Here is a 13,601-nt window from a genome sequence, read left to right as displayed (position 1 = left end):
CATAAAGGGTTAATCGTTACATAGTTTTTCAAGTTTATTTTTATTGTCTGAAGTTTTGATAGCATAAAGTAGAGGCCTAGTACTTAGGTTGGTGCTACTAGCTTCTTCGTCTTTTAAAATATTACCATCAGTAATCTCATAGCAACCACAGCTATTTGCTAAATTTTCATAACCTCCAGAACACAGAGTATTAATCTAGATAAAAATTCACACTATTGAGTAAAAAAGTGTTGATGCGTTTTTATGCAGGATAGTACAGGTTATTAATCATATAATAAAGTTGTTATTTTGAGAGAGTATAATGATGATAGTTATAAAAAAAAAAAAATGAAAAATTTTAGTTTTATTAAATGCAATATTTTTATTTTATTGTGTTTTATTTTAGTTACTTCAACTCAAGGTCAAGTAAACTTATCCACCGATTTTACAAGTGAAAGTGATAGAAAACTCCCTATTCATGATGTTTGGAATACTGCTAATCGAATAAGTCCAAGAAATGGATCTAATATTCGTCCTGGCCTTAAAATGAATATAGTAAGGATGATTGGAGGTATTAATAAAAAAGTTAATGATGAAAATGTAAAAGATTTAGATTTTGATCCTTGTATTTACGATTCTATTAATAATCAATACGTTTATCAATGGGATGCGCTAATAGATAGACTAAATAAAGTTGTTAATTCACAAACTGAAATTTTACAAATAGCTTTAGATCAACCACCATGGGCTTTTCAACATGGGTATACATTTATTCCAGAAGGCACACGAGATAATATTAATTTTCGAGAAAATGAGAGAATATCAATTTATGGAAACTCTTTGCCTCCTGCAGATAAACAAGCTTACCATGATTTTATAAAAGCTTTAATGACAAAATTGGTTGAGACCTATGGTGAAGAAAAAGTGTTGTCATGGCGTTTTAGAGTAGGTTCAGAAATTGAAACTCCAGAGCATTGGTATGGCACAAAGCAAGATTTTATCGAGCATTTTGCAAATACAGTACAAGCCGTTAGAGCTATATTACCAAATGCTAAGATAGGCTTGCACACTAGAAACCCAGGTTTTATATATAAGAGTGGATCAGTATTAAATTATAAAGGTGAACCTTATGCATCATTTATAGAAGACTTAATAGATTATAATTTTGATAATAATATAACATGTGACTTTTGGGGACTTTCAGATTATATTGTTATTGGTAATAGTGTTCTTAGGGATATGAATGGAAAATACATCAAAAATTTTGCGCCTCTTATAAATAATCCTAAATGGAATCCTGAAACGTCAATAGATATTATGGAGTATAAAACCGTAACGACCATGAATGGAGCAGACGGTAAAGGAACAATTGGTTGTGAAACTTCACATAGAGAAATCGTAGAATTGATTTTTTCCAATACTTATTATAAGAATAAGGACAAAGGCTTAGAATTTATTTACAGATGGGGAAATAGAACAGGAAGTGAAAATCCAGATGCTATAAAAGAATTAAATGAGATGCTAGGTTTAATTCGTTATGAAACTAGTATTTCCGGGAGTCCTAATACATCAACAAATGAGTTGGATGCCATCTTTGTAAAAAATAATACTGAGAATGAATATGATGCGTTAATCTATAATTATAATAGTAGTTCCTTAACTTATAGAAACAAGGAAACTGTAGATGTTTCGTTTACAACAGATCTACCTGTTGGTACAACCTTGTATTATAGAAGTAAATCTTATGGTAAAGAGAATAACAAACTTCAGAATTTTTTAATCAACAATTCAAACTATGTAAAGAGTGGTTATGATGAGAAAGGAGCACCAGAACGAACCTTAACAGAAGAAGGGTTTACTGCATATCAAAATTATGAAAATCCAAGCCCTCATCAATTTACAGAATGGAAAAGTATTAATACTGAAGAACGAAATGATGGTAAATCAGGGTCTGAAGTTAATGTATCAACTGAAATTGAATCTTTTGCTTTTGAAAAATTTGAATTTAGACCAGAAGCAAGCTTTGTGGAAGCCATTACTCCAGCAACTTATGTTTGGACTACTACTGATGATTTTTCAGCTTGGTCTTGGTATGCAGTTAATGGAGAGGTAACAATTAATACAGAAAATGATAAATTAAGTGTGCCTTTTACTTCAGATGTTACTTGGCCTATGATAGCTATAACAGATCTAAATATAAATGCTAGTTTATATGGCACCTTAAGAATTGTAGTTAAAAATAGTACAGATAAACCAGATCTTCAAATGTTACCAAATGCACCAGGTACAAGTTTTTTGTCTGGAAGAAAAAAAGAAACAGTACCTAATGATAACCAATGGCATACCTTAGATTTTGATTTAACTAATTGGGGGCTATGGACAGGTACTATTAATGAATTTAAATTTTATAATAATTTCAGTTCTGGAAGTATCATTTTTGATAGCATTGAATTTATTCCTACAGATCCAACTATCCATACAATAACGCTAAGTAAAGAAGGACAAGGTCTTTTAAATTATAGTAGTGGTACAGCACTAAATGGGCAAGAATTTAGTTTAAATGCTATTGCAGATGAAGGTTGGGAGTTTGAACGTTGGGAAGGAGATGTAACTAGTACTGATAATCCTTTAGCATTAGTAATAACATCAGATATGAATATCAAAGCCATATTTTCTAAAGGTCAATTATCTGTAGATAAAAATAACCTACAAAAGGTTAAGGTGTTTCCTAATCCTAGTATAGGAGTCTTTAACATTAAAATAAACAATGGAGGAAAAGCTCAATATAGAATTTACTCAATAAATGGAGTAGAAGTTCAAAAAGGGAGCTTTAAATCAGAAAAACAAATTCGTTTTCAGAATAAACAAAAAGGTATTTATATATTACAAATAGAGAGTGAGCAAGGTATTTCAAATCATAAAATTATAATAAAATAAAGGGTAATTAACCTAAAAAATCTTCAAATTAGAAAATAGTTATGGTCAAAAAACAAACTTTATTCTCACTTATTATAATCTTAATTATATGCTTTTCTTGTAAAGATGTTTCTACATCAGGTAAGCCAATATCTTTTGAAAAATTATTAGTTAATGCTAAAGAAAATCCAACTACCATAGAAAACAATCAATTCGATTTCTCTTGGATTGTAAATATTGATGGATTTAACAAATCTCAATCAGCATATCACATATTGGTTTCATCATCAAAAGAAAAATTAAATGAAGGAGATGCTGATTTATGGGATACTAAAAAAGTAAAAAGCAACAAATCAACTTTTGTAAAATATAAAGGCACAGGTTTAAAACCAATGCAAAAATACTTTTGGAAAGTAAAAATTTGGGATGAACAGGGTACGGTTTCTAAATGGTCAGAGATTCAAGAATTCGAAATGAGTTTGATGGATGCCGAAAATTGGGGAGCTTCAAAATGGATCACACTAAATAAAGATACGCGAACTTCAGAGCATCGATTTAGAGATTATAAAAGAGGTAATATGAAAAAAGCCAAACCAGTTGATGGTTTTGCAGCTAGTTATTTTAGAAATGAGATAGACCTTAGTAAAGATGTTGAAAATGCACAAGTTTATATTTGCGGTTTAGGTTATTATGAGTTGTATTTAAATGGAACTAAAGTTGGAGATCATGTTTTAGATCCTGCGCCATCTAACTACGATAAGCAAGCCTATTATGTAAATTATAATATTACAGAACAGTTAAAATCTGGTAAAAATGCCTTTGGAATTATATTAGGAAATGGATTTTACGGACAAAATATTTCTTGGAGCCGTGATCCAGAATCTAATAAAAAAGGAGTGTCTTACGGCCCACCAACCGTGCGTTGTTTGGTGAAATTGATTTATAAAGATGGTACATCATCAGATTTTTATACAGACGAAAACTGGAAAGAAGCTACAGGACCAATAGTATTCAATAATATTTATGGAGGCGACACCTATGATGCGCGTTATGAATTAGGAAATTGGAATACAGTTGGCTATAATGATGCTAAATGGGGTAATGCAAAAGTAGCATCTCCGCAAGTAAAAAAAATAAGTGCGAGTCAAATTCCTCCAATTAAAAAATTAAAAGAATTTGAACCACAAAAGGTGTTTAAAGCACCAGATGGTAATTGGATTGTTGATTTTGGACAAAACATTGCAGGTTGGGTAAAATTAAATGTTCAAGGAAAAGAAGGGCAATTAATTGAAATCACAACAACCGAAGCATTATTAACCAATGGGAAAGATATTTTTCCAGGCTCTACAGGAGGTGGCGCAAATGGAATGGCACAAATTTATAAATACATTTGTAAAGGAGATGGCATAGAATCTTGGGAACCTAAATTTAGTTATCACGGGTTTAGATATGCAAAAATAAATGGTGTTTCTAGAAAACCAGATGCTAAGATGATAAAAGCAGTTTTGGTGGCTACAGATATTCAAGAAACAGGAAGTTTTACATCTTCAGATGAATTACTAAACAAAATGCACAGTATTAGTAAATGGACGATTGTAGACAATGTTCACGGTATTCCAGAAGATTGTCCGCACCGTGAAAAATGTGGTTGGTTGGGAGATGCACATGCATTTTGTGAATATGCACTTTACAATTACGATATGTACGATTTCTATAAAAAATATATGGAAGACATCCGTACGCAAATGCGACCAACAAAAGGACATAATAATCCAGATATAAAGTTTCAAGTACCAACTATGATAGCTCCAGGAAAACGTACATCAACCTATGCAAAAATAGATTGGGGTGTGGCCACCATGTATTTGCCATGGTATAATTACAAGTTTTATGGAGATGATGCTATAGTAAAAGAGTACTATGAAGAAATGAGAAACTTGACCAATTTCTATCTCAACTTTAAAGGCGAAAATGGCATTATGCAAGATGGTATGGGCGATTGGTGTCCACCACGATGGGACCGACGTAAAAATCCTAGTGCCATGGAATGCGATCCTATTATTTCGGCAAACGCTTATTTTTATGATGTTTTGGGTATTATGGAAACCTTTGCTGAAATGAATAATGATGCTGCTTATGCCGCAAAAATGAAGCAAGAACAAAACGAATTAAAAGAGGCATTTAACAAGCAATTTTTAGTTGAAATTCCTAACACAAAGCACAAATGGTATCAAAGTCAAACGGCAACTGTTCAAGCTTTACAATTTGGTTTAGCACCAGAAAATGATATTGAAAGTATTGTGAATGGTTTAGCACATGATATTGTTAAAGTTAAAGGTGGTCATCATTCAACAGGAATACATGGTAATAGATATATTTACACCGTATTATCTAAATACGGAAAAGCAGATTTAGCACATCAAATTCTAACAACTCCAGATTTTCCAAGTCAAACCTATGTCATGAATTCAGGATTTACCACATGGCCAGAACGCCAATTTGTTTGGGAAGAAATGGAAGGGCCAACAAACTCTTTAAATCACCCAATGCATAGTGGTTTTGCAGCTTATTTTTATGAATCTTTAGGTGGTATTAAATCTTCAGAAGATCAACCAGGTTACAAAGCATTTACTGTAAACCCTGAGTTTCCTAATGCAATTACAAAAACGGAAGTAAAAGTTCCAACTCCTTATGGCGATATTACCAATAATTGGACAATAAACGATAAAGTGTTGCATATGAATCTTGAAGTACCGTTTAATACAGAAGCAAGGGTTCTAGTGACACCTTCAGAACTTGAAAGTTTAAAAATAAATGGAAAATCTATTTCAGAATTCAAACAAAATAACACTCTTAAAATTAAAGAAGATTCTATAGTTTTAGGTTCTGGGAATTATCAAATTGAATATTCAAAATCTAAATAGTTATAATTTGAAAAAGAAAATATGGTAATACTATATTTTCTTTTTCTCTTTTAGATATTTAAAAGAAGTGAAAACTGTTTTGGTTAAATAACATAAATTAGTTTTTTACTTTATTAGGTGTTTTTATAAATGATACATGACAGTTCAGGACAATATACCTGAATTGCTTGATTATATTTGAAAAGTTAAGTAATTATATATATCTAATTTAAATTAAAATACAATAAAAATGAAAAATAGAATTACATTTCTTTTTCTTTTAATATTATCAATGGGTGTGTTTGCACAAACAGCAGCCTGTGATGGTACATTACCATTTGAAGAGCAAAACGGACTTTTAACAATTGAAATGGAGTCCGGTATAATAAATCACCCAAACTGGAAAATAGATAATAGTGTTTCTGGTTATACAGGTAGTGGTTATATATACTGGGATGGTCCACAATCTTTTAACAACTTATCAAATGCTCCAATTGTTTATAATATTAAAATAAATACTCCTGGTACCTATAGATTTGCTTGGCACATGAAAATAAATATGGGAACATCTAATGGAGAGCACAACGATTCTTGGTTAAAAATTGATGCCGATGATTATTATGGTATAAAATCTGGTCATAGAGTTATCCCTAGACCTGCTTGTGAAACCGATGCAAATAATGATTGCCCGGAAGGAAAATCAGAATTAGGTTTTTTTAAAATTTTTGGAAATACGCAGGAGTGGAGATTTGTTGCCAATACTAATGATGGCGATTCTCATAGAGTCTTTGTTACTTTTAACAACCCTGGGATATATAAAATAACTTTAGATGCAAGGTCTTCTTATTGTCTATTAGATAGAATGGTGTTAAGATTAAATGGTATTTCTGATAGTGTTGCTTTCAATTTATCAAATAGCGAATCTTCATGCTACAATGGTTCATTATCAATAGGCTCTGAAAGTAATTTAGAAGAAATTAAAGTGTACCCAAACCCAACCAATGGTATTGTGAATTTTAAAAATTTACCACTTAACTCCAAACTTATTATATCTAATATACATGGTGCTACCGTTCGTGAATATACAAGTACATCCAGAAATCAAATTATTGATATTAACGATTTAATTAGTGGAATTTATTTTATATCCACAAAAGATAGTAAAACGACATTGTTAAAAAAGATTATTAAATTATAATTGAAACATTTTAAATAAATTTTTAAATGAATATACAACATGTAAGTGTTTTTAAAGCATTTGTTTTAGTTTCTGTTTTAAGCGTATTAAGCTGTAAAAAAAATACAGAGAATTCAGAAAATGAAATATTAAAATCTAAGGATATAGCTCAAGTTGAAGCTAAAATAGGGAGTTTTGGCGATCAAGGCGATGGCACATACATCAACCCTATTTTAAATGCCGATTATCCAGATTCTGATATCGAGCAAGTTGGCGATACATATTACATGATTACATCTAAACAACATATGTCACCTGGTATGCCTATTCTAGAATCTAAGGATATGGTAAACTGGACAAATGTTGGCCATGTGTTTGAAAGTTTATCATGGGCTCCAGAATATAATTGGGATCGCATGAATGGCTATTCTTTTGGTACATGGGCAGGCGATTTGGCTTATCATGAAGGGACTTGGTATTGTTACCAAATAGACTATCAACATGGTTTAATGGTGGCCACAGCTAAAGATATTAAAGGTCCATGGAGTAAGCCCATCATGATGCTTCCAAAAGCAAAAGTATTAGACGATCCAGGAGTTTTTTGGGATGAAGAAGCACATAAAGCTTACGTAATAATTAATACAGCAGGAAAGCAAAAAGGACCAGAAAACACCATTGAAGGTAATGAGAATAGAATTTACGAAATGAGTTGGGATGGTACAAAAATCTTAGATGAAGGTAAATTAGCCTACACAGGAATGGGAGCCGAAGCTGCAAAAATCTATAAAATAGAGGGCACTTGGTATATCTTTTTAGCACAATGGACTATGGGTGATACTTCTACAAAACCAGGTGTTAAAAACCCTAAAAATGATAGGAAGCAAATTGTATTACGCTCTAAAGAAAGTATATATGGACCTTATGAAGTAAAAACTGTTCTAGAAAAAGGAACAGCATTTAATAATCGTAGTTGTAGTCAAGGAGGTTTAATGCAAGCACCAGATAAATCGTGGTGGTATATGCATCAGTTAATACAAAATGATGATATTCCTTTTCAAGGTCGACCACAATGTTTAGCACCTGTTACATGGGTTGATGGTTGGCCAATAATTGGTGTAGACGAAGATAATGATGGTATTGGCGAACCTGTAAAACAATATAAAAAACCTATAGATGGTTATCCAATCTCTGCTCCAAGTTCAGATGATGATTTTTCTTCTTCAAAATTAGGTTTTCAATGGGAATGGAACCATAATCCAAGAAACTCACATTGGTCTTTAACCGAGCGCCCAGGGTGGCTACGCCTTAAAGCAAGCAAAATATTACCAAACGAAAAAGGTTATGGACCAAATATAAACGAGTGGACAAACAATGATGGTTCAGATTCAGATTTCTGGAGAGCTTGTAACACATTAAGTCAACGAATTATGGGAATTACAACAGGTACTGCTGTAGCAAAGTTTGATGTTTCAGGCATGAAACCACATCAATTAGCAGGATTTGTAAGATATGGAGGTGTCTTTAATTTGTTGGGTGTTGAAGTAGATGAAAATGGTAAAAAGAGTCTGTTTTATATGGATCCAATGTCTAAAAAAACAAAAGGGCCAGATATAACAGGTAACAACTTATATGTAAGAACCTCAAATAATATAAACCAAGCCACTTATGAATATAGTATCGATGGTAAAAATTATACACGTTTTGGACCAACATTTACTATTGCATTTGGAAAATGGACAGGCGATAGATTAGGGTTTTTCTCTTGGAATGAAAAAGCAGATACAGGTTATATAGATGTTGATTGGTTTACCTATGATTATGATGGGCCAAAAGCAGCTAAATAAAGTTTAAAATTCATGCATATACTAAATAAGCTGTTTTTTGGTATTAGTATTTTCTTTTTTTTTGGATGTAAATTCAAAGCATCAGAAATTATAAAGCAACATCAAAAACCGAATATTTTATTCATTTTAGTTGACGATTTAGGGTATCATGATTTAGGTGTTACAGGTAGTACATTTTACGAAACACCAAATGTAGATAAATTGGCAAACGAAGGGATGATGTTTACTCAAGGCTATGCAGCTAGTAGAGTTTGTAGTCCATCACGAGCCAGCATCATGACAGGAAAGTTTACTGCTCGTCATGGTATTACCGATTGGATTGGTGCCAAAACAGGAGAAGATTGGCGTAAAAGAAATCGTTATGATAAGTTATTACCAGCAGATTATGTTCATGCATTACCGCAAGAAGATATTACTATTGCTGAAGCTTTTAAAAATAACGGATACAAAACCTTTTTTGCTGGAAAATGGCATTTAGGCGGTGAAGGAGCATACCCCGAAAATCATGGTTTCGATATTAATATTGCAGGTATAGATGCGGGTTCGCCTAGAGGCGGTTTCTTCTCACCATGGAATAACCCTAAATTGCCCAATAAGCAAAAAGGAGAAAATTTAACATTACGTTTAGCCAATGAAACAGCCAATTTTATTTCAAAACATAAAGACACCACATTTTTTGCTTTCTTATCCTTTTATGCAGTACATGCACCTATACAAACTACAGAACCTAAATGGGCAAAATACCGCGATAAAGCCGATTCAATAGGTATAGCAAATACTGGTTACAGTATGGAACGTGTTTTACCAATTCGTAAAGTTCAAGACAATCCAGTTTATGCAGGGTTAGTAGAAACCATGGACGATGCTGTTGGTATTGTTTTAAAAGCATTAAAAGATAACGGATTAGAAGAAAATACCATTGTAGTTTTTACTTCCGATAACGGAGGTGTAGCCTCAGGCGATCATTATGCAACAAGTAACCTGCCGTTAAGAGGCGGAAAAGGCTATCAATGGGAAGGTGGTATTCGAGAACCTTATTTTATAAAAATACCATGGTTAAAAAAAACGGGTACTACAACAGATTTCCCCGTAATTAATACCGATTTTTATCCTACACTACTTGATGTTGCCAATGTGCCACTACTACCAAAACAGCATATAGATGGTATAAGTCTTAAGCCATTACTGGAAGGAAAGATTTTAGCTGTAAATAGGCCATTGTATTGGCACTATCCTCACTACGGTAATCAAGGTGGCGAACCAGCTTCTATAATTCAACAAAATGGATGGAAACTAATTCACTATTGGGAAGATGGTCGTGAAGAGTTGTATAAGTTACCTTCAAACGAAAATGACAATTTAAATGTGATTGCACAACATTCAGAAATAGCAAAAGAATTAAGCCATAATTTATTGTCTTGGTTAAAAAAAGTAGGTGCTAAATATCCCGTTAAAGATGTTGAATACAGTAAAGTTAAAGCGCAAAATCGTTATTTAAATACCATAAATAAAAAATTACCAGCCCTGGAAAAGCAACGATTAGAAGTTCTATCAAAAGATTTTCAACCAAATGAAAATTGGTGGAAGAGTAAGATAACATTAGATTAATATTAATAAAATGATTTTAAATATTATTAAAACGATATGTTTACTATTTCTAATTACGTGTTTTTCATGTAAGTATAATGTGAATAACCAAGCTAATAAAGAGGCATCAAGATTCAGATCTATTTTTAATGGTGAAAATTTAGAAGGTTGGAAGGGTGATACTGCTTATTGGAAGGTTAAAGACGGTATTTTGGTTGGTGAAGTAACTCCAGAGACTATTTTAAAAAGAAATACTTTTATAATTTATAATAAAGAACAACCTGAAAATTTTGAATTAAAATTACAGTACAAAATTTCCAAATCGGGTAATAGTGGTGTTAATTATAGAAGTCAAGTTATTGATGGTTTCCCCTTTGCTTTAAAAGGTTACCAATGTGATATTGATGGAAAAAATAAATATACTGGTCAAAATTACGAAGAAAAAAAGCGAACCACTTTAGCATATATTGGAGAGAAAGTGGTAATTAATGCTTTGCCAGATAGCATTTCTATTAAAAACATTAAAGAAAACGTTAAAAAGAATTGTTGGCAAACTAGAGATGTTGTGGCTTCTTTAGGGGATACTAAAACTCTAAAGTCGAATGTAAAAGAAAATGACTGGAATGACATGCATTTAATTGTTGTAGATAGTCTAATGCAGCATTATGTAAACGGTGTTTTAATGAGTGAAGTAATCGATTTAGATACTACAAATAGAAGTTTAAAAGGATTCGTTGGCGTTCAAGTGCATGTTGGTCCACCAATGACTGTGTCTTTTAAAAATATTAGATTGAAGTCTTTGTAGTTTAAATATACAATATGTTGTTAACTCAAGATGTTTTTTTATCTAACATAGGTATTTAACTTTCAAAAATTTATTAATTCTATTTATAATAGCATTACAGTACAGTACAGTACAGTACAGGATGGTTTGTTAGTTGGTTTTTATTTATTTTTGAAGTAAACAAATTGCTTATGAAAATGTTATATTCCTTTAGAAGATTATCTATTCTTCTATTTCTCTCATTATTCACCATATTTTTTACATGTTCAAAGTCAGAAGATTTAACCGAACCGGTTATTGAAAATCCAGATCCTGAAGAACCAGAAGAACCAGAAGAGCCAGAACAGCCTGTAATTGTTGTAGATCCCGATAATTTAGTTAGTATTAATACTGGCGCAGTTGTAGGGCAATTATATAATTTCTGGTCAACAAGACCAATGATAAATCAAACGCGTTTTAGTAGTTCTGGTTTTAGGACCAATATAGAAAATATTAAGCCGTATGTTAAAAGTTATAATTTGGTTCGTGTTTTGGGTGGTAGAACGGATAACAAAAATGACTTTTACAAAGGTGTGGATGGTTCGGGAAATATCATAACAGATTTTAGTGATTTGTTAAATGATATGCGCAATTTTATGTTAACCGGTTTTAAACCTAGAATTGTATTAGATAATGTGCCATGGGAAATGAATGCGGTAAAAGAGGTAAATACCTATGGGAATACAAACCCGCCAGATGATTATGATATTTGGAGACAATACATAAATGCATTTATGCAAACACTTGTTAATGAGTTTGGTATGAATGAAGTTAAAACATGGCGCTTTCGAGTAGCTACAGAGCCAAACTATTCGCCCCAACATTGGAATGGCACTAAAGATGAGTTTTTTAAACATTACGATATTACAGTAGATGAGGTTTTAAAAGTTATTCCGGATGCTATTATTGGCCCAGGAAATAATTTAACCGAAGGCGTTGCTACTTTCACTACAGAGATTATTGATCATTGTGCCAATGGTACCAATTATGCAACAGGAGAAGTAGGGACAAAAATGGATTTTTTCTGTATTTCATACTACGAGAAAATTGACGAAAACACAGTTAAGTTTCCTGAAACTGTAGATGCGTACAGAGCTAAATTAAATAGTTACCCACAGTTTAGTAATATACCTTTTGATATTCAAGAATTTGGGATATTGCGTGACGAAAATAGGGTTCGTGGGCTTAGTTTAACAGACGCAACAGAATTAGGAGCAAGTTGGTATGCAAGAATTGCAGACTTGGCTTATGAGAATAGAATTACTGAAATTTATGATTGGGGACAAGAAATAGAATCTAGTAATTTACCTCAAGGTAGACGGAATGTAACCGAAATGTTTTTGAAGATGGAAGGAGGTAGTAGATTAGAAACTATTGATAATCTTAGTGGCCATGCAGGTGTAATACCTGTTATAAAAGGTGATATTATCTACTTAATGGTTTATAATCATAATACAAGCCGTACAAGCACTTCAAACAGAACGCTTTACCCTCAATTAGATGGTGGGCAAATTTCCGGCGGTACAAGCTGGAAAATGAAAGAGTGGACTATAGATAAAAACCATGGTATCATGATGCACGAACTTTATAAAGATTTAAGAGCAGCTGGTATCGTTGAAAATACGAACGGCCGTATTTATGGAAACAGACCTTCAGATCGTTTTGGAGATGGATGGGATAACGTGTTAAATTCCAACTTAACCAAATATACACAGTTGGCTAAATTGCCATTAACAATCACAGATTCTATTGTAAAAAAAATAGATGGTAAGCTTACCTTACAAGTGGATTTAGAACCACATAGTGTTAAATTAATTGAATTAATTCCTCAATAAATAAAGAGTAAATAACCATTCTTTTAGTTGTGAAATCTCAGATTACTATGTAGTCTGAGATTTTTTTTTAACAACCTATTATTGGATAGTACAGAATAGTACAGAATAGCACAGGGTAGTGCAGGATAGTAAGGGATGCAACAGGACAGTTGATAAAAAAATTCATAATATTTTAGGAATCTATTAACAATCAAACTAAAATTTTATGAATTTAAAAACTAAATTAAGTATTCGTTCGAGTTTTCGGAAAACCTGGATGTGTGTTATTTTGGCATTTTCTTGTATGGCAATGTCTAATGCGCAGTCTGTAAAAGGTACAGTTACTGCAGACGGTCAACCACTACCAGGAGCAACAGTATTAATTAAAGGGACATCACAAGGTACAACTACTGATTTTGATGGAGAGTTTACTATTAAGGCAGATGCACTAAGTACACTTGTTATTTCTTACATTGGTTACTCAACAAAAGAAATACTTGTAGGTAATCAAACTCAAATCAATGTATCTTTAGAGCAAGACAATAAGCTAGATTAAGT

Annotated in this window: 8 protein-coding genes; all 8 read left to right on the top strand. The window is 32.4% G+C overall.

Going from position 1 to position 13,601, the window contains the following annotated elements; genetic code table 11:
• The first annotated feature begins 327 nt into the window (after positions 1-327).
• The 8 genes from Q0842_RS06765 to Q0842_RS06730 all read left to right on the top strand — a co-directional run bounded on the left by Q0842_RS06765 (position 328) and on the right by Q0842_RS06730 (position 13,599).
• A complete protein-coding gene (locus Q0842_RS06765; protein WP_298495885.1) occupies positions 328-2,916 on the top strand; it encodes a T9SS type A sorting domain-containing protein in 2,589 nt (862 codons plus the stop codon).
• A 41-nt stretch (positions 2,917-2,957) separates the two neighbouring features.
• Positions 2,958-5,819: an alpha-L-rhamnosidase gene (locus Q0842_RS06760; RefSeq protein ID WP_298495882.1), complete on the top strand. Its 2,862-nt coding sequence runs from the start codon at positions 2,958-2,960 to the stop codon at positions 5,817-5,819.
• A 229-nt stretch (positions 5,820-6,048) separates the two neighbouring features.
• A complete protein-coding gene (locus tag Q0842_RS06755; RefSeq protein WP_298495879.1) occupies positions 6,049-6,996 on the top strand; it encodes a T9SS type A sorting domain-containing protein in 948 nt (315 codons plus the stop codon).
• Positions 6,997-7,022: 26 nt separating this feature from the next.
• Positions 7,023-8,819, top strand: coding sequence for a glycoside hydrolase 43 family protein (locus Q0842_RS06750; RefSeq protein ID WP_298495877.1), 1,797 nt, complete (start codon positions 7,023-7,025; stop codon positions 8,817-8,819).
• Between the two features lie 12 nt (positions 8,820-8,831).
• A complete protein-coding gene (locus tag Q0842_RS06745; RefSeq protein ID WP_298495875.1) occupies positions 8,832-10,427 on the top strand; it encodes a sulfatase in 1,596 nt (531 codons plus the stop codon).
• A gap of 79 nt (positions 10,428-10,506) precedes the next feature.
• Positions 10,507-11,211, top strand: a complete 705-nt coding sequence (locus Q0842_RS06740; protein WP_298495872.1) for a DUF1080 domain-containing protein — start codon at positions 10,507-10,509, stop codon at positions 11,209-11,211.
• 170 nt (positions 11,212-11,381) lie between these two features.
• A complete protein-coding gene (locus Q0842_RS06735; protein ID WP_298495869.1) occupies positions 11,382-13,064 on the top strand; it encodes a hypothetical protein in 1,683 nt (560 codons plus the stop codon).
• Positions 13,065-13,269: 205 nt separating this feature from the next.
• Positions 13,270-13,599 (top strand): carboxypeptidase-like regulatory domain-containing protein, encoded by a 330-nt coding sequence (locus tag Q0842_RS06730; RefSeq protein WP_298495866.1) that lies wholly within the window; start codon positions 13,270-13,272, stop codon positions 13,597-13,599.
• Positions 13,600-13,601: the final 2 nt, after the last annotated feature.

Origin of the sequence: uncultured Algibacter sp., from assembly GCF_947495675.1 — a bacterium.
GTDB lineage: Bacteria > Bacteroidota > Bacteroidia > Flavobacteriales > Flavobacteriaceae > Algibacter_B.
This window is presented reverse-complemented; position numbering and strand designations above follow the sequence as displayed.